Origin of the sequence: Streptomyces sp. NPDC048604, from assembly GCF_043199435.1 — a bacterium.
In the GTDB taxonomy this organism is placed as follows: domain Bacteria; phylum Actinomycetota; class Actinomycetes; order Streptomycetales; family Streptomycetaceae; genus Streptomyces.
Genome location: NZ_JBICVX010000003.1, coordinates 402,733 through 420,063, shown reverse-complemented (window position 1 = coordinate 420,063; position 17,331 = coordinate 402,733). Strand labels below are relative to the sequence as shown.

Annotated in this window: 15 protein-coding genes; 10 read left to right on the top strand and 5 right to left on the bottom strand. The window is 73.1% G+C overall.

Annotated elements, in window-relative coordinates:
• Positions 1 to 34 precede the first annotated feature (34 nt).
• Positions 35 to 2,302, bottom strand: coding sequence for a heavy metal translocating P-type ATPase (locus ACGFMM_RS08515; protein ID WP_393644402.1), 2,268 nt, complete (start codon positions 2,300 to 2,302; stop codon positions 35 to 37).
• Between the two features lie 38 nt (positions 2,303 to 2,340).
• The gene (locus tag ACGFMM_RS08510; protein ID WP_393644400.1) at positions 2,341 to 2,637 is read right to left on the bottom strand and encodes a heavy-metal-associated domain-containing protein; all 297 of its coding nucleotides are present in this window, start codon (positions 2,635 to 2,637) and stop codon (positions 2,341 to 2,343) included.
• Between the two features lie 182 nt (positions 2,638 to 2,819).
• Between ACGFMM_RS08510 and ACGFMM_RS08505 the strand changes: the two genes are divergently transcribed.
• On the top strand, positions 2,820 to 3,752 hold the full coding sequence (locus tag ACGFMM_RS08505) for a hypothetical protein (protein ID WP_393644399.1): 933 nt from the start codon (positions 2,820 to 2,822) through the stop codon (positions 3,750 to 3,752).
• Positions 3,753 to 3,807: 55 nt separating this feature from the next.
• Positions 3,808 to 4,500 carry a copper homeostasis protein CutC gene (locus ACGFMM_RS08500; protein WP_393644397.1) on the top strand — a complete coding sequence of 231 codons (693 nt, stop codon included), beginning with the start codon at positions 3,808 to 3,810 and terminating at the stop codon, positions 4,498 to 4,500.
• Between the two features lie 82 nt (positions 4,501 to 4,582).
• On the opposite strand, the gene ACGFMM_RS08495 is transcribed toward ACGFMM_RS08500, so the two are convergent.
• Positions 4,583 to 6,520 carry a HelD family protein gene (locus ACGFMM_RS08495; RefSeq protein ID WP_393644725.1) on the bottom strand — a complete coding sequence of 646 codons (1,938 nt, stop codon included), beginning with the start codon at positions 6,518 to 6,520 and terminating at the stop codon, positions 4,583 to 4,585.
• Between the two features lie 394 nt (positions 6,521 to 6,914).
• On the opposite strand from ACGFMM_RS08495, the gene ACGFMM_RS08490 reads away from it, so the two are divergent.
• The 3 genes from ACGFMM_RS08490 to ACGFMM_RS08480 all read left to right on the top strand — a co-directional run bounded on the left by ACGFMM_RS08490 (position 6,915) and on the right by ACGFMM_RS08480 (position 8,934).
• Positions 6,915 to 7,091: a hypothetical protein gene (locus ACGFMM_RS08490; RefSeq protein ID WP_393644395.1), complete on the top strand. Its 177-nt coding sequence runs from the start codon at positions 6,915 to 6,917 to the stop codon at positions 7,089 to 7,091.
• Positions 7,092 to 7,139: 48 nt separating this feature from the next.
• Positions 7,140 to 7,478, top strand: coding sequence for a hypothetical protein (locus ACGFMM_RS08485; protein WP_393644394.1), 339 nt, complete (start codon positions 7,140 to 7,142; stop codon positions 7,476 to 7,478).
• 121 nt (positions 7,479 to 7,599) lie between these two features.
• The gene (locus ACGFMM_RS08480) at positions 7,600 to 8,934 is read left to right on the top strand and encodes a hypothetical protein (protein ID WP_393644392.1); all 1,335 of its coding nucleotides are present in this window, start codon (positions 7,600 to 7,602) and stop codon (positions 8,932 to 8,934) included.
• Between the two features lie 84 nt (positions 8,935 to 9,018).
• Here the strand turns inward: ACGFMM_RS08480 and ACGFMM_RS08475 are convergent, their stop codons facing one another.
• Both ACGFMM_RS08475 and ACGFMM_RS08470 read right to left on the bottom strand, forming a co-directional pair.
• Positions 9,019 to 10,674 carry a DNA repair helicase XPB gene (locus ACGFMM_RS08475; RefSeq protein ID WP_393644390.1) on the bottom strand — a complete coding sequence of 552 codons (1,656 nt, stop codon included), beginning with the start codon at positions 10,672 to 10,674 and terminating at the stop codon, positions 9,019 to 9,021.
• Positions 10,675 to 10,750: 76 nt separating this feature from the next.
• A complete protein-coding gene (locus tag ACGFMM_RS08470) occupies positions 10,751 to 11,491 on the bottom strand; it encodes a GntR family transcriptional regulator (protein ID WP_393644388.1) in 741 nt (246 codons plus the stop codon).
• A 255-nt stretch (positions 11,492 to 11,746) separates the two neighbouring features.
• On the opposite strand from ACGFMM_RS08470, the gene ACGFMM_RS08465 reads away from it, so the two are divergent.
• From ACGFMM_RS08465 to ACGFMM_RS08445, 5 genes are read left to right on the top strand one after another with little or no spacing between them, the layout of a single operon-like run.
• Positions 11,747 to 12,910 (top strand): ABC transporter substrate-binding protein, encoded by a 1,164-nt coding sequence (locus tag ACGFMM_RS08465; protein WP_393644387.1) that lies wholly within the window; start codon positions 11,747 to 11,749, stop codon positions 12,908 to 12,910.
• A 32-nt stretch (positions 12,911 to 12,942) separates the two neighbouring features.
• Positions 12,943 to 13,860 (top strand): ABC transporter permease, encoded by a 918-nt coding sequence (locus ACGFMM_RS08460; RefSeq protein WP_393644723.1) that lies wholly within the window; start codon positions 12,943 to 12,945, stop codon positions 13,858 to 13,860.
• Positions 13,848 to 14,684: an ABC transporter permease gene (locus tag ACGFMM_RS08455; RefSeq protein ID WP_393644385.1), complete on the top strand. Its 837-nt coding sequence runs from the start codon at positions 13,848 to 13,850 to the stop codon at positions 14,682 to 14,684. Before ACGFMM_RS08460 ends, ACGFMM_RS08455 begins: the two co-directional genes overlap by 13 nt.
• A gap of 8 nt (positions 14,685 to 14,692) precedes the next feature.
• Positions 14,693 to 15,781, top strand: a complete 1,089-nt coding sequence (locus ACGFMM_RS08450) for an ABC transporter ATP-binding protein (RefSeq protein ID WP_393644383.1) — start codon at positions 14,693 to 14,695, stop codon at positions 15,779 to 15,781.
• 44 nt (positions 15,782 to 15,825) lie between these two features.
• Positions 15,826 to 17,325: an HAD-IA family hydrolase gene (locus ACGFMM_RS08445; RefSeq protein ID WP_393644381.1), complete on the top strand. Its 1,500-nt coding sequence runs from the start codon at positions 15,826 to 15,828 to the stop codon at positions 17,323 to 17,325.
• Positions 17,326 to 17,331: the final 6 nt, after the last annotated feature.

Here is a 17,331-nt window from a genome sequence, read left to right as displayed (position 1 = left end):
TGGCGGGCGCATTAGCGCCGTTACGGGGCCGTGTTCACGCCGCGGGCTGGAAGCCGCGCAGGCGCAGGCTGTTGCCGACCACGAAGACCGAGGAGAAGGCCATCGCGGCCCCCGCGATCATCGGGTTGAGCAGTCCGGCCGCGGCGAGCGGCAGGGCGGCCACGTTGTAGGCGAAGGCCCAGAACAGGTTGGACCGGATGGTGCCGAGCGTCTTGCGGGAGAGCCGGATCGCGTCGGCCGCCGCCCGCAGGTCGCCACGGACGAGGGTCAGGTCGCCGGCCTCGATGGCGGCGTCGGTGCCGGTGCCCATCGCCAGGCCCAGGTCGGCCTGGGCGAGCGCGGCGGCGTCGTTGACGCCGTCGCCGACCATGGCGACCGAACGGCCTTCCGCCTGCAGCTGCTTGACCACGTCGACCTTGTCCTGCGGCATGACCTCGGCGATGACCTCGCCGATGCCGACCTCGGCCGCGACGGCCTCGGCGACCGCCTTGTTGTCGCCGGTGAGCAGGATCGGCGTCAGGCCGAGGGCCTTCAGGCGGCGGATCGCCTCCGGGCTGGTCTCCTTGACCGCGTCGGCGACCTCCAGGACCGCGCGGGCCTCGCCGTCCCAGGCGACCGCGATGGCGGTCCGGCCGGCCCGCTCGGCCTCGTCCTTCGCGGACTTCAGCGAGGCGGGCAGCTCCATGGCCCACTCGGCGAGCAGCTTCTCGCGCCCGACGAGCACGGCGTGGCCGTCGACGATGCCCTGGACGCCGAGCCCGGGAACGTTGGCGAAGTCCTCGGGGACGGGCAGGACGCCGACGCGGGCGGCCGCCCCGCCGGCGACGGCCTGGGCGATCGGGTGCTCGGAGGAGTGCTCCAGGGCGCCGGCCAGGCGCAGTACGTCGTTCTCGTCGGTGCCCTCGGCGGTGTGCACCTTCAGCAGGGTCATCCGGCCGGTGGTGACGGTGCCGGTCTTGTCCAGGACGATGGTGTCGACCTTGCGGGTGGTCTCCAGGACCTCGGGCCCCTTGATCAGGATGCCGAGCTGCGCGCCGCGGCCGGTGCCGACCATGAGCGCGGTCGGCGTGGCCAGGCCCAGGGCGCACGGGCAGGCGATGATCAGGACGGCGACGGCGGCGGTGAACGCGGCGGTCAGGCCCTGTCCGGTGCCGAGCCAGAAGCCGAGGGTGCCGAGGGCGAGCGCGATGACGATCGGCACGAACACGGCGGAGATCCGATCGGCGAGGCGCTGTGCGGCGGCCTTGCCGTTCTGTGCGTCCTCGACGAGCTTGGCCATCCGGGCGAGCTGGGTGTCCGCGCCGACGCGGGCGGCCTCGACGACGAGGCGGCCGCCGGCGTTCAGGGTGGCGCCGGTGACGGAGTCGCCGACGGAGACCTCGACGGGTACGGACTCGCCGGTGAGCATGGAGGCGTCGACGGCGGAGGAGCCCTCGACGACGGTGCCGTCGGTGGCGATCTTCTCGCCGGGACGGACCAGGAAGCGGTCCCCGACCTGGAGTTCGGCCGTCGGGACGGTGAGCTCCCGGCCGTTCCTGAGGACGGTCACCTCCTTCGCGCCCAGCTGCATCAGCGCCTTGAGCGCCGCGCCGGCCTTGCGCTTGGAGCGGGCCTCGAAGTACCGGCCGGCCAGGATGAACGCGGTGACGCCGGCCGCGGCCTCCAGGTAGATGTTCCCGGCGCCGTCCGTGCGGGCGATGGTGAACTCGAAGGGGTGCGTCATGCCCGGCGTGCCGGCGGTGCCGAGGAACAGCGCCCACAGCGACCAGGCGAAGGCGGCGAGCGTGCCGACCGAGATCAGCGTGTCCATGGTGGCCGCGCCGTGCTTCGCGTTGGTCCAGGCGGCCTTGTGGAACGGCCAGGCGGCGTAGACGACGACAGGCGCGGCGAGGGTGAGGCTGAGCCACTGCCAGTACGTGAACTGGAGCGCCGGGACCATGGCCATGGCGATGACCGGCACGGCGAGCGCGACCGCGGTGACCAGACGCTGCTTGAGCGGCCGCAGTTCCTCGTCCGCCTTCTCCTCGTCGGACGGCCCGTCCGCGGTACCGGGGGTCTCGCTCCTCGGCGGCTCGGGCTCCTGGGCGGTGTAGCCGGTGGCCTCGACGGTGGCGATGAGGTCGGCGACGGAGACCTCGGCGTCGAAGGTGACCTTCGCCTTCTCCGTCGCGTAGTTGACGGTGGCCTCGACCCCGTCCATGCGGTTCAGCTTCTTCTCGATGCGCGCCGCGCACGAGGCGCAGGTCATGCCGCCGATGGCGAGCTCTACCTGGGCGGCGGCGCCGGATGTCGTGGTGGTCATGAGTGCTGCTCCTCGTAGGCGGGTCGGGGGCGTGCGGGTCAGGCGCGGCCGGTGAGTTCGTAGCCCGCGTCGTCGATCGCTTCGGCGAGCTTCGCGTCGTCGGGCGCGCCGCCGGTGGTGACGGTGACCAGACCGCCGGCGACATCGACCTCGACGGCGCGTACGCCGTCGAGCGCGCCGACCGCCTCGGTGATGGCGGTCCGGCAGTGGCCGCAGCTCATGCCGGAGACGCGGTAGACGGTGACGGTGCTCTCGGCGACGGCGGTCGCGGTCGTGGCCGCGGTCGCGTTGTTGGTGGAGCAGCTGTGGTCGGGGGTGCAGCAGGACTCGGACATGGGTCCCCTCCTCGGCTCTGTAACTCTTCCGGTCGATACCCTCGGGGGGTATCTGCTGGGTTCATGTATACCCCCCTACCGTATCCGACGCAAGCGGCTGCCGCACTTGACTTGATACCCCCCAGGGGTATGGTGAGGTGCAGAGAAGGAAACGGAGCAGGACCCGGGACGGGAGAGCAGCCATGAACACCGCCGTGAGGATCACCGCCTTCGCCGCCGCGCTCGCCGCGACGTTCGGCACCGCGTACGGGGTCGGTACGGCCGTCGGCCCCGTGGGCGGGCCGCAGCAGGCGGAGCACGCGCAGGCCGGGCACGGCGAGGCGGCCGGCGGGGACGGGGGCGACCCCGCCGCGGGCGGCCTCCAGGTCTCCGAGGGTGGCTACACGCTCGCCCTCGAGACGCCGAAGCCGGCGGCGGGCGCGAGCGAGCTGAAGTTCTCGATCAAGGACGCGGCCGGCCGGAGGGTCACCGCGTACAAGACGGAGCACGGCAAGGAACTGCACTTCATCGTCGCCTCGCGCGACCTCACCGTCTTCCGGCACCTGCACCCGGTGCGGGCCGCCGACGGGACCTGGTCGACCCCGGTGGACCTGCCGGCGGCGGGCGCGTACAAGGTCTTCGCGGACTTCACTGCGGCCGCGAAGGGCGCGAAGCCGGTCACGCTGGGCGCGGACGTCTCCGTACCGGGCGCGTACGCCCCGCAGCCGCTGCCGGCCGCCGCGCCGACGGCCACGGTGGACGGGTACCAGGTGCGGCTCGGCGGCACCCTGGACCCGGGGAAGCCCGGCGAGCTGAAGCTCACCGTCTCGAAGGCCGGCCGGCCGGTGACGGACCTTGAGCCGCACCTCGGCGCGTACGGGCATCTGGTCGCGCTCCGCGAGGGCGACCTGGCGTACCTGCACGTTCACCCGAACGAGGGCGGGCCCGGCCCGGACGTCTCGTTCACCGCGACGGCGCCGAGCGCGGGGGCGTACCGGCTCTTCCTGGACTTCCGGCACGAGGGGAAGGTCCGCACGGCGGCGTTCACCGTGTACGCGGGCGGTCAGGGCGGCGGACAGGGCGCCGGGCAGGGTGAGGGCGGCGGGCACGATGCGCCCTCGCACTCCCACGGCTAGTCTGGTCCCGAACATTGGACTAGACCTGTAGCCGCTATGGGGAGGAACGGGCTCGATGAGCGACCGTGCAGTGCTGGAGGTGATCGCCCTCGACGAGGAGGACGCGGTCGCGGCCCAGGCCGGCGGGGCGGACCGCCTCGAACTGGTCACCGACATGGCGGCGGACGGGCTGACCCCCTCCAAGGAGCGCTTCGCGGCCATCCGCGCGGCCGTGGACATCCCGCTGCGGGTGATGCTCCGGCTCACGGACGGCTTCACGGCGGGTGACGTGGACGCGCTGGTCGGCCGGGCGGCCGAACTGCGGGAGGCCGGCGCGGACGAGTTCGTACTCGGCTTCCTCACGCCGGACGGGCAGCCCGACCTCGTCGCCGTGGAGCGGCTGCTCGCCGTCATCGACGGCTGCCGGTGGACGTTCCACCGGGCGATCGACCGGTGCGCGGACCGGGACGGGCTGCGCAAGCGGCTCGCGGACCTGCCCGGGCTCGACACGTACCTCACCGCCGGGGCGGCGACCGGGGTCGACGACGGGCTGCGGGTGCTTGCTGCGGAGGCGGCGCGGGGTGGGGAGCCGGGGTACGAGGCGGCGATCCTCGTGGGCGGCGGGCTGCGGCTCGACCACCTGCCGGCGCTGCGGGGGGCGGGGCTCACCGCGTTCCACATCGGCGGGGCGGCGCGGCCGCGGGGGTGGGCGGCGCCGGTGTCGGCGGAGGCGGTCGCCTCGTGGCGGCGGGCGATCACGGCGGTCTAGCGCCCGCCCCTGTCGTTCGGCTGCGGGTGCGTCGTGGCTTGTCGCGCAGTTCCCCGCGCCCCCAAGCGCGTTCCCCGCGCCCCTAGAGGGGCAGGGGGGTGCCGTGGACGATGGTGAGGCCTGAGACGGCTCGGGTGAGGGCCACGTAGAGGCGGCGGAGGCCGGTGCGTTCGTCGGGTTCGCCGTCGACGACCGCCGACGGCTCGTCCAGTACGACGTAGTCGTACTCCAGGCCCTTCGCCAGGGACGCCGGGACCAGCGTCAGGCGGGACTCCGCCGTCGTCTCCTCGCCGGGGGAGAGGTACGGCAGGCCCGCCGCCTCCAGGGCTTCCGCCAGGGGGGCGATGCGGGCGTCCGCGGCGATCAGGCCGATCGAGCCCTCCCGCTTCAGGGACTCCCTGCACGCCGCCACCACGTCCTCGTCCAGGGAGTCCGAGGGGACGATCGCCAGCGAGCCCGGGGCCTCGCGGACCGAGGTCACCTCCGACAGGCCCGGCGACATGCGCGGGAGCAGCCGGGAGGCGTACGCGATGACCTCCCGCGGCACGCGGAAGCCCGCCGTCAGTTCCTCCACGACCGCGTCCGGCTTGCCCAGGTGCCCCAGCGCCTGCGCCCAGCTCTCCGTCGCCCACGGCGTGGTGCCCTGCGCCAGGTCGCCGAGAATCGTCGCCGAACCCGTCGTGCAGCGCCGGCCCACCGCCCGGTACTGCATCGGCGACAGGTCCTGCGCCTCGTCCAGGACCACGTGGCCGAGCGAGTGCGTCCGCTCCACCAGGTCCTTCGCCTCGTCGATCAGCACCGCGTCCGCCGCCGACCACTTCGCCGACTTCACGCTCCGGTACGGCTTGGCCCACAGCAGCAGCTTCTGCTCGTCCTCGGTGAGGATCCCCGCGGCGTGCTCCGCCAGGAAGTCCGCGTCGCCGAGCAGGCGCAGGACCAGTTTGGCCGGGTCCACCGGCGGCCAGCACTCCTTCACCGCGGCCTTCACCGCCGCGTTGCGCGCCACCGCGTCCTGCACCCGGTCGTCCGGCGCCTCGCCCGCCTGCTCCATCCGCACCAGCACCGTGTGCGCGATGCGCTGCGGCAGGGCGTCGCGGGCGGCCCCGTACCGGATGTCCCGGTCCAGCAACTCCCGGACGATCTCCTCCAGTTCGTACGCCGGCACCCGCCACCGCCGCGAGCCGCGGACCACCATCAGCGGCTCGGTCGGCAGCGTCACGTGCGAGCGGACCGCGCGGCGCAGCACCTCCGCCATCCGCGCGTCGCCCTTCACCACGGCCGTCGCCGCCGCGTCCTCGCCGCGCACCTCGACGTGCGCGACCAGGTCGTCCACGGTCGCCTGCTGGACCTCCAGCTCGCCCAGGGCGGGGAGGACCTGCTCGATGTAGTGCAGGAAGGAGCGGTTCGGGCCGATGACCAGCGTGCCCGTGCGGGCGAGCCGGTCCCGGTGCGCGTACAGCAGGTAGGCCACCCGGTGCAGGCCCACCGCCGTCTTGCCGGTGCCGGGCCCGCCCTGCACGCACACCGTGCCGGACAGGCCGGAGCGCACGATCGCGTCCTGTTCCGGCTGGATCGTCGCCACGATGTCCCGCATGGGGCCGACGCGCGGCCGCTCGATCTCCGCCTGGAGCAGTTTCGACGTCTGCGCCGCCTCGGACGGGTCGGTGAGGTGCTCGTCCTCGTACGCGGTGAGCTCGCCGCCCGTGTAGCCGAACCGCCGCCGCAGGCCCACGTCCTGCGGGTCCTTCCGCGACGCCCGGTAGAACGGCTGGGAGACCGGCGCGCGCCAGTCGATCACCATCGGGTCGCCGGCGGCGTCGTGGACGTGCCGGCGGCCGATGTAGAAGCGCTGGCCCTGCTGGGTGGTGGGCAGGTAGTCGAGCCGGCCGAAGAACAGCGGGGTGTGCGCGAGGTCGGCGAGCGCCTTGATCCGGTCCTCGATCTGCCGTTGCAGGACGAGGGAGTTGACCCAGTTCGCGGTGACGTCCTTGATGTCGAGCGACTGCACGTCCTCGCGCATCGCGCGCAGGGCGGTGCGGGAGTCGGAGAGGTGGGCGCGCTCGCGGGCGAGCGGATCGGTGGCGGACTCGGACACGGACACGGACACGGCGGAGCCTCCGGGTCGGGATGTGCGGACACGACGAGGTGGCCGCCGGTTTCCGACCGGACGGCGAGCGCTCCAGCGAGGGAGGCGGGGAAGCGGACGAGTGTAGCCGCCGGGCACCGGCCGGGGCGAACGGTTTTCCGCGGCCCGCCGTACGTGGCCCGCCGTACGAGCGGCCCGCTGTCGTACGAGCGACCCGCCGTCGTACGACCCGTAGGGGACCGGGTCCGTCCTGCGTCGTACCGAGGGGGGACCACGGTTCAGACCCCGGGTCGATGTGCTCGGTATGCCCGAAATCCATCATGGAGACATGACCGCAGCGACCCTGACCCCCAGCCTCCCCCACTCCCGCCGACTCGCCCTCGCCCTGCGCGCCGTGCGCGCGTACGGCGGCGCGGCGGTGTCCGTCGTCCTGCTCGGCGAGTACGGCCCGCCCGGGGCCGGCATACGGAACCCCCGTCCTGAGTACGCGGGAGGTTCGGGCTGAGTACCTCCGCGCATGGCCGACGGCCGGAGCCGGTGATGTGATCGGTGCATGACGACGAACGCCCACGACGGCCGCCCCACCGCCGCCCCCACCCCGACCTCGCCCTCCGTCCGCGCACTCCGCGTCCTCGCGGGCGGGAGCCTTCTCGCCCTGTTCGTCTCCTTCGTCCTGACCGTGGTCGTCGTGCTCGAGGACGCGATCTCCGGTGACGGACGCAGCGGGGTGTTCGTCGACGTCGCGTTCTGGACCCTGGCGGCCGGCGCCGTGACCGGACTGGCCGCCGCCGTCGCGCCGCGCGCGACGCTGGAGTACCGCGTGCGTGCCGTGGCGGTCACCGCCGCCTGGGCCCTCGCCGTGATCGCCCCGCTCGTCGCGCTCGTGGACTAAGGCCTGCGGCGGGCCTGCCTCGGCCGACCTGCCCCGGCCGACCCGTACAACCGTTCGTCGTCCTCGACGGTCTCCTCATCGCACCGCTCATCCCCCCAAGCAGTGAGGAACGCAGGAGATCATGAGGAAGTCCTCCGCCGGCCGCCTGGCGCGGATCGCCGCAGGCGTCAGCGCCGCCGCAATGGCCGGCGTCGGTCTGGCCGCCGTGCCCGCCGCCGCGGCGAGCGACCAGCTGTGGATCGTGTCGCCGTGGGAGCTCGCGCTCCCCAAGGGCGTCGACGGCGGCGAGGCCCCCGTCAGCACGGTCGCCCTGGGCCTCTACCACGACAACGCCGACTACCGCGTGACCGACGGCAAGCTCACCGTCGACGTCTCCGGCCTGGCCGGCGTCGCCGACGTCACGTGGCCGGACGCCTGCGCCCCGGCCGGGACGACCGCCGTCTGCTCCTTCCCCGAGGTGCCGCTGACCGGCGACGCCCCCGTGGAGGTGAAGCTGCGCGCCGTCGCCGGCGCCGACGCGGGCGTCACCGGCCAGATCACGTACCAGGCCACCGCGCAGACCGACAGCGGCACCATGGTCGCCCCGGAGAGCTCCACCACCGTCCGCATCGCCTCCGGCCCCGACCTGGTCCTCGGCCCGCCGGCGCCGGTGACCGGCGTCGCGCCCGGCAGCACGGTCCCGGTGCCGGTCTCCGTCGTCAACAAGGGCAACGAGGCGGCGACCGGCGTCCAGGTCACCCTGTACGTCACCCGTGGCCTCGACCTCGGCACGGTCGCGCCGCAGTGCACCAGCGAGCCGCTCGGCGAGGGCACGATCAAGGCCCTCACCAAGATCGACTGCCTCTTCGACGACGTCGTGGCCCCGGGCGGCTCCTTCGCGCTGCCGACGGCGCTGCAGGCCACGGTCGCCCCGTACGCGCTGTCCGAGCGCGTCGACATCGGCGTGCACGCCCGCGGCGGCGCCGAGGACCTCGCCCCGGAGAACAACGGCGCGGTCGCGCAGATCACCGCGACCAACACCGCGGACTTCGCGGTCCGCGGCGGCCGCCACACCGCCGCTGCCGGCGCGACCGTCCGCGCCGACGTGACCTTCCGCAACCGCGGCCCGGCCTGGATCGCCAACCTCGGCTCCGGCGACCCGGTCGGCTCCGTCGACGTCACGGTCCCGCAGGGCGCGACGGTCACCACCGTGCCGGACGCCTGCGAGCCGCGCACCGCGGACGGCGGCTGGTGGGAGAACGAGGTGCGCACCGGCGCGCCGCGCTACGTGTGCCAGCTGCCCATCTGGGTGGCCGAGAAGCAGACCGTGACGTTCCCGTTCGAGCTGCGCGTCGACACGGTCGTCACCGGCGCGAAGGGCGCGATCACGCTGAAGCCGCCGTACGGCACGGGCTTCGCGTTCGACCCGAACACCGCGAACAACCAGGCCAAGCTGGTCCTGAACCCGCGCGTCTGACACCGTCGCACGACACAGGAGCCCCGGCCCGCCGATGGCAGGCCGGGGCTCCCGTGCGTTCACGCGCTCACGCGCCCACGGGCCTCAGCCCGACTGCTCGTCCCCCGCGAGCAGCTCGTCCGCGTCCACGATCCGGTACGCGTACCCCTGCTCGGCCAGGAAGCGCTGGCGGTGCGCCGCGAAGTCCTGGTCGACGGTGTCGCGGGCGACGACCGAGTAGAAGTGCGCCTGGTGCCCGTCGGCCTTCGGCCGCAGCACCCGGCCGAGCCGCTGTGCCTCCTCCTGCCGGGAGCCGAAGGTGCCGGAGACCTGGATGGCGACCGTCGCCTCGGGCAGGTCGATGGAGAAGTTCGCGACCTTCGACACCACCAGGACGCTGATCTCGCCGTTCCGGAAGGCGCCGAAGAGCTTCTCGCGCTGGGCGTTGGACGTCTCGCCCTTGATGACCGGCGCGTTCAGGTGCTCGCCGAGCTCGTCGAGCTGGTCGATGTACTGGCCGATGACGAGGATCTGCTGCCCGGCGAACCGCTTCACCAGCGCCTCGGTCACCTTCCGCTTGGTGTCCGTGGTGGCGCAGTAGCGGTACTTCTCCTCCGTCTCGGCGGTCGCGTAGGCGAGCCGCTCGGAGTCGGTGAGGTTCACCCGGACCTCGACGCAGTCGGCGGGCGCGATGTAGCCCTGCGCCTCGATCTCCTTCCACGGCGCGTCGAAGCGCTTGGGCCCGATGAGCGAGAAGACGTCCGACTCGCGGCCGTCCTCGCGGACGAGAGTCGCGGTCAGACCGAGCCGCCGCCGGGCCTGGAGGTCGGCGGTGAACTTGAAGACCGGCGCGGGCAGCAGGTGCACCTCGTCGTAGACGATCAGGCCCCAGTCGCGGGAGTCGAAGAGCTCCAGGTGGGGGTAGATCCCCTTCCGCTTGGTCGTCAGCACCTGGTAGGTGGCGATGGTGACCGGCCGGATCTCCTTCCGCGTGCCGGAGTACTCGCCGATCTCCTCCTCGGTGAGCGAGGTCCGCTTCACCAGCTCGGCCTTCCACTGGCGGGCCGAGACGGTGTTGGTGACGAGGATCAGCGTGGTCGCCTTGGCCTGGGCCATCGCGCCCGCGCCGACCAGCGTCTTGCCGGCGCCGCAGGGCAGCACGACGACGCCGGAGCCGCCGTGCCAGAAGCCCTCGACGGCCTGCCGCTGGTAGGGGCGCAGCGCCCAGCCCTCCTCGGCGAGGTCGATGCGGTGGGCCTCGCCGTCGACGTACCCGGCGTGGTCCTCGGCGGGCCAGCCCAGCTTCAGCAGGGTCTGCTTGATCTGCCCGCGCTCCGAGGGGTGCACGGCCACGGTGTCCTGGTCGATCCGGGCCCCGACCAGCGGCGCGACCTTCTTCGACCGGAGCACCTCCTCCAGGACGGGCCGGTCGGTGGTGGTCAGCACGAGCCCGTGCGTGGGGTGCTTGCTGAGCGTGAGCCGCCCGTACCGGGCCATGGTCTCGGCGACGTCGACCAGCAGCGCGTGCGGCACGGGGTAGCGGGAGTACTCGACGAGGGCGTCGACGACCTGCTCGGCGTCGTGCCCCGCGGCCCGCGCGTTCCACAGCCCGAGCGGGGTGATCCGGTACGTGTGGATGTGCTCCGGAGCCCGCTCCAGCTCGGCGAAGGGCGCGATGGCCCGACGACAGGCGTCGGCGAGCTCGTGGTCGACTTCGAGCAGGAGTGTCTTGTCGCTCTGGACGATGAGTGGACCGTTCACGTACGTGTTTCCCTTCCGCGCGGCCAAACATCCAGTCTGCACGATGAGCGGCCGATACCGGCGGGTGAAGAACCGTCTACCCCGCCGTCGTCCGTACCAGCGCGTTGTTCGCTATCGAGTTGTGGACGGTGAAGCTGACCGCGTCCGGCCGGTAGCGGTCGTCGGACCATTCGACCGGGCGGCCGTCGTGGGTGGTGGTGACGCGGCGGACGCGGAGCAGGGGGCTGGTGCGGCGCAGGCCGAGGAGGGCGGCGTCGCGGGAGCCGGCGGCGACCGCGTCGATGACGTGCTCGCCGTGCGCGAAGACCAGGCCGGTGTCCTCGTACAGGCGCTGGGTGACCGAGGCGCACTCGGGGGAGATCGCCTCGACCGTGGGGGAGATCCAGTCGGCGTAGACGGTCCGCTCGATCAGCACCGGTTCGCCGTCCAGGCCGCGCACGCGCAGGACGTTCAGGAGCGGCACGCCCTGGTCCAACTGGAGTCGGGCGGCGTCCTCGGCGGTGGCGGGGCGGTACTCCTGGCGGACCACGTGTCCGGTGGCGGTGCGGCCCATCGCCTGGGCCCACTGGGCGAAGCTGCGCAGTTCGCCGAAGCTCTGGCTGCGGTGATCGGCCAGGACCACCCGGCGGGCGCCCTGGCGGGAGCCGATCAGGCCCTCCGCGGTGAGCGCGGCGACGGCCTGCCGGACGGTGCCGCGGGAGACCCCGTACTGCGCCGCGAGCTCGGTCTCGGCGGGGAGCCGGGCCCCGACGGGGTACTCCTCGCGCCGGATCGCCCGCCGCAGCTCCTCGGCGATCTGCTCGTGTCGCGCGGCCATCGGTTCCCCTCGTGAAAGTGGACAGCTGTGCACAGCTGTGTGCTGATGCTCAGCGTAATCGAGTGCCCGACCGGCCGAAAAGAGTTGCCATTGTGCAAGGAATGGCGAGGATCTATTCCCTTCGGGTTCACCTGTGTGTCACCATCGCCGGGCGTACTGAGGCCGACTTGTTCAGACAAGTTGTTCGGCAAGTCATGCGGACCGGTCCGTTGGGGCCGTCCGTCGGACACCCCTCGACGCTCCCCTGGAGAAGCCGTGCCCGTCCCCGCGTCCCCGCTGAGAAAAGCCGCCGCCGGCGGTTCGCTCGCCCTTGTCGCCGCCCTTGCCCTGACCGCCTGTGGCGCCGCCCCCGAGAAGTCCTCCACCACCGCCGACGGCAAGAACGCCGCCACCGCGACCTCCGCCGCCGACTTCGGCGGCATGGACGCCCTCGTCACGGCGGCGAAGAAGGAGGGCAGGCTCAACGCCATCGCCCTGCCCCGCGACTGGGCCAACTACGGTGCGCTGATCGACGGCTTCCAGAAGAAGTACGGGATCAAGATCGAGGTCGACAACCCGGACGGTTCCAGCCAGGAGGAGATCAGCGCCGTCACGACCCTCAAGGGCCAGGACCGCGCCCCCGACGTCCTCGACCTCGGCCAGTCCTTCGCGCTCAGCGGTGCCCAGCAGGGCCTGTTCGCCCCCTACGAGGTCGCCGGCTTCGCCGACATCCCCGCGGCCCAGAAGGACGCCCAGGCCCGCTGGTACAACGACTACGGCGGCTACGTCTCCATCGGCTGCGACGCCAAGCGCGTCAAGAACTGCCCGGCCACCTTCAAGGACCTGCTCAAGCCCGAGTACAAGGGCCAGGTCGCCCTCAACGGCAACCCGACCAAGTCCGGCTCGGCCTACGCGGGCGTCTTCGCGGCCTCGCTCGCGAACGGCGGCTCCTTCGACGACATCCAGCCCGGCATCGACTTCTTCGGCAAGCTGAAGGCCAACGGCAACTTCAACCCCGTCGAGGCGACCCCGGCCACCGTCGAGAAGGGCGAGACGCCCATCACCATCGACTGGGACTACCTGAACGCCGGCTACGCCGAGCAGTTCAAGAGCAAGGGCCTCGACTGGAAGGTCGCCGTCCCCGCCGACGGAAAGTTCTCCCAGTACTACTCCCAGGCCATCAACAAGGACGCCCCGCACCCCGCGGCCGCCCGCCTGTGGCAGGAGTACCTCTACAGCGCCGAGGGCCAGAACCTGTGGCTGAAGGGCTTCGCCCGCCCCGTCCTGATGCCCGCCCTGGAGAAGGCCGGCACCCTCGACAAGGACGCCGCCGCCAAGCTGCCCGCCGTCCCCGGCACGCCCGCCTTCCCGTCCGAGGCCCAGGCGGCCAAGGCCAAGACCACCCTCTCCGAGGGCTGGGGGAAGGCCGTCTCCGGATGACCCTCCCCTCCTCCGCCCGTCCCGCCCCGGCGGTGACGGCCCCCACGCGGAGGGCCCAGGCGCCCGTCGCTTCCCCGGTCACCCCGGGGAAGCGGCGGCGCCGCACCGCCTTCCGCACCCCCGCCTGGCTCGCCGTCGTCCCGCTGCTCGCGGTGACCGCGCTCGCCTTCGGCGTCCCCGCCCTGGCCATGCTGTCCGGCGCGTTCACGGTGAAGGACCCGGTCACCGGGGCCACCTCGTACGGCCTCGACAACCTGACCACCTCGCTCAAGGGCGCGTACCTCACCGCCCTGATCGGCAGCGTCAAGCTGTCCGCCGTCTCCGCCGCCATCGGCGTCGTCACCGGACTGCTGCTCGCCCAGGCCGTCGTGACCTCGCGCTTCGAGGCGCTGAAGCAGGCCGTACTCACCGCCTCCGGCGTGCTCGCCAACTTCGGCGGCGTGCCGCTCGCCTTCGCCTTCGTCGCCACCCTCGGCAACGCCGGCTTCCTCACCCGGAAGCTCGACCTCACCGAGAAGGGCTGGAGCCTGTACGGCTTCACCGGACTGACCCTGGCCTACCTGTACTTCCTGATCCCGCTGATGGTGCTCACCATCACCCCGGCGCTCGAAGGACTGAAGAGCCAGTGGCAGGAGGCGGCTCTCAACAACGGGGCGACCCGCGCCCAGTACTGGCGGCACGTCGCCCTGCCGGTGCTCGCGCCGTCCCTGCTCGGCGGGTTCGTGCTGCTCTTCGGCAGCGCCTTCGCGGCCTACGCCACCGCCGCCGCGATGGTCGGCAGCTCCGTCCCCCTGATCACCCTGCAGATCGCCGACGCGCTCGCCGGCAACGTCATGGTCGGCCAGGAGAACGTGGCCCTCGCGATGAGCCTGGACATGGTCCTCGTCGCCGGTCTCGTCATGGCCGTGTACCTCCCCCTGCAACGACGGAGCGCCCGGTGGCTCGCCTGACCCCGACCGTACGCGTACGTCCCGGGCGCGGCCTCGTCCTGCTGATCGCGGCGGTCTACTTCCTGCTGCCGCTGGCCGCCTCCGTGATCTTCACGATCGACGTGCCCGGCCAGGGCATCACGTTCGACGCGTACACCAAGCTGCTCGGCGCCGAGGGCTTCCTCACCAGCCTGCTGCTCTCCCTCGAACTGGCCGCCGCCACCATCGCGTTGGTCCTGCTCCTCATGGTGCCCGCGATGGTCGCGCTGCGGCTCGGCGCGCCGAGGCTGCGGCCGGTCGTCGAGGTGGTCTGCTCGCTGCCGCTGGTCGTGCCGCCGATCGCCTTCGTCGCCGGCATCGCCTCAGTGCTGACCTGGGGCCCGGAACACCTCTCCCGGACCCCGCTGTTCCAGACCTTCGTCGCCGTCCAGAACCCCGACTTCCCGGTGGTGCTCGTCCTCGCCTACACGGTGATGGCGCTGCCGTTCGTGCACCGGGCCCTGGACGCGGGCCTGCGGGCCGTCGACGTGCCCACCCTCGTCGAGGCCGCCCGCAACTGCGGCGCGAACTGGGCGCAGGCGCTGGTCAGGGCGGTGCTGCCCAATCTGCGCGGGGCCCTGCTCAACGCCTCGTTCCTCACCCTGGCGCTGGTGCTCGGCGAGTTCACCGTCGCCCAGATCCTGAAGTTCCGGCCCTTCGCCGTCTGGATCGTCGGCATCGGCGGCTCGCAGGCCCAGGTGTCCGTGGCCGTGTCCGTGCTCAGTCTGTTCGTCACCTGGCTGCTGCTGCTCGGCCTCGCCTTCGTCGGCGCCCGTTCCGCCACCCCGACCTCCTCCGAGAAGTGACTGAAGAGATGACGACCGACACCGCCGTGGCCCCCCAGACATCGAAGACCGACTCGGCCGCCACCGTCGAATTCCGGGGCCTGCGCCGCGCGTTCGGGACCACCGTCGCCCTCGACGGCCTCGACCTGACCGTGCGCCCCGGCGAACTCCTCGCCCTGCTCGGCCCGTCCGGCTGCGGCAAGACCACCGCGCTGCGCATGCTCGCCGGCTTCGAGCACCCCGACGCCGGCGAGATCCTCGTCGACGGCGAGGACGTCACCCGCGTCCCGGCCCACCGCCGCGACGCCGGCATGGTCTTCCAGTCGTACAGCCTGTTCCCGCACCTCAGCGCCCTCGACAACGTCGCCTTCGGCCTGCGGATGCGCAAGGTCGGCGCGGCCGAGCGGTGTGCCCGGGCGGCCGAGCTGCTCGACCTGGTCGGCCTCGGCGACAAGAGCGGCCGCTACCCCCACCAGCTGTCCGGCGGCCAGCAGCAGCGCGTCGCCCTCGCCCGCGCCCTCGCGCTGCGCCCCCGCGTCCTGCTGCTCGACGAGCCGCTGTCCGCGCTCGACGCCAAGGTGCGGCTCACGCTGCGCGAGGAGATCCGCCGTATCCAGCAGGAACTCGGCATCACGACCCTGTTCGTGACGCATGATCAGGAGGAGGCGCTGTCCATGGCGGACCGCGTCGCCGTGATGCACGGCGGCCGTCTGGAGCAGATCGCCCCGCCCGCAGAGCTGTACGGTCGGCCCGCGACCGCCTTCGTCGCCGAGTTCGTCGGCACGATGAGCCGGATCCCCGGGGACCTCGACGGCAGCACCGTCGAGGTCCTCGGCCGCCGGCTCCCGGTCGAGGGCGAGCCGCCCGCGACCGCCCGGGTCGACGTGCTCGTCCGGCCCGAGGACCTGGGGGTCGCGGCGGACGCGTCCGGCACGGCCCAGGTCACGGCGGCGTCGTTCCTCGGCGCGGTCGTCCGGCTCACCGTGCGCCTCGGCGACGGCACCGAGGTCAAGGCCGACCTGCCCGCCCACGAGGCCCGCGCGCTCGCCGTCGGCGACGCCGTGACCGTCACCCCGCGCGAGCAGCCCGTCCTGGTGGCCGCGCGAGCAGCCGCGTAGACCTGGACGCGGTACGCACAACGATGGAAAGAGAAGAAGAGAACGTGACGCTGACCGCACCGTCCCCTCGCCGGACCGCCCTCCAGGCCGTCCTGTTCGACATGGACGGCACCCTCGTCGACACCGAGGGCCTGTGGTGGGAAGCGGTGGAGCAGGTCGCGGGCCGCCCGCTGACCGAGGCCGACCGGCCGGACGTGCTCGGCCGCCCCGTCGAGCACACCGCCGCCTGGCTCGCCGCCGAAGGAACGGGCGCGGCGGACGAGCTCGCCGCCGCGCTGCACCGGGAGTTCGCCGACCGCGTCCGGGCCGGGGTGGTGCCCCGGCCCGGCGCGCTCGCCCTGCTCTCCTCGCTCGCCCGCGACGGTGTCCCCACCGCCCTGGTCACCGCCTCGCCGCGGGCCGTCGCCGACACCGTGCTCGCCGCCCTCGGCGCGCTCGGCGCGCCCGCGTTCGCGGTCTCCGTCACCGCCGACGACACCGAGCGCACCAAGCCCGAGCCCGACCCGTACCTCGCCGCCTGCCGCGCCCTCGCCGTCGACCCGGCCCGCTGCGTGGCCGTCGAGGACACCCCCACTGGCGTCGGCTCCGCCGAGGCCGCCGGCTGCGCGGTGCTCGCCGTCCCGTCCCTCGCGCCGATCGACGCCGCGCCCGGCCGGACCGTGCTCGGCAGCCTCACCGAGGTCACCCCGGACCGGCTGCGGGCCATGACCGCGGACGGCCCCCGGCTGAAGGTCATGAGCTGGAACCTGTGGCTCGCCGGCGCGATGGTCGACGACGGCCGCGCCAAGCAGGTCCGGGCGATCCGCGACTCCGGCGCCGACGTGGTCGGCCTCCAGGAGGCCGGCCCCCAGGCCACCGACGAGCTGGCGGAGGAGCTCGGCTGGCACGGTCACCACGCGGGCGACAACCTCGGCATCGTCAGCCGCCACCCGATCGTCGCCCGCCTCGGCGACCCGGACGTCGGCTTCTACGGCGCGGCCGGCGTGCGGATCCGTACCGACGAGGGCCACGAGGTCGACCTCTGGACCGCGCACCTGCACTACGCCCCGTACGGGCCGTACGAGGCCGACTTCGACGGTCTTGACGCCGAGGAGCTGGTCGCCCACGAGGACGTACGGCTCGGGCAGATGCGGGACACGCTGGAGCGGATCGCGGCGGCGGCGGGGGAGTCGCGGCCGGTGGTCCTGGTCGGCGACTTCAACGCGCCCTCGCACCTCGACCGGACCGACGTCCCGTGGCCGGTGACGCTGGCCGCCGAGGCGGCCGGGCTGCGCGACTCGTACCGCGAGGCGCACCCCGACCCGGAGCGCGAGCCCGGCCACACCTGGTCGCCGATCCACGTCATGCACCCGGACGAGGGCTCCGGCAGCGGCCGGCCCGAACCGCAGGACCGCATCGACTTCGTCCTGCACAACGGCCGCGGCCTGCAGGTCCTCGACTCCACCACGCTCGTCGCGGGCTCCCCGAACCCGTGGCCGGAGGTCGCGGCGAACGTCTGGCCGTCGGACCACGCGGCGGTCCTGACGACGTTCGTGCTCGGGTAGCCGGGC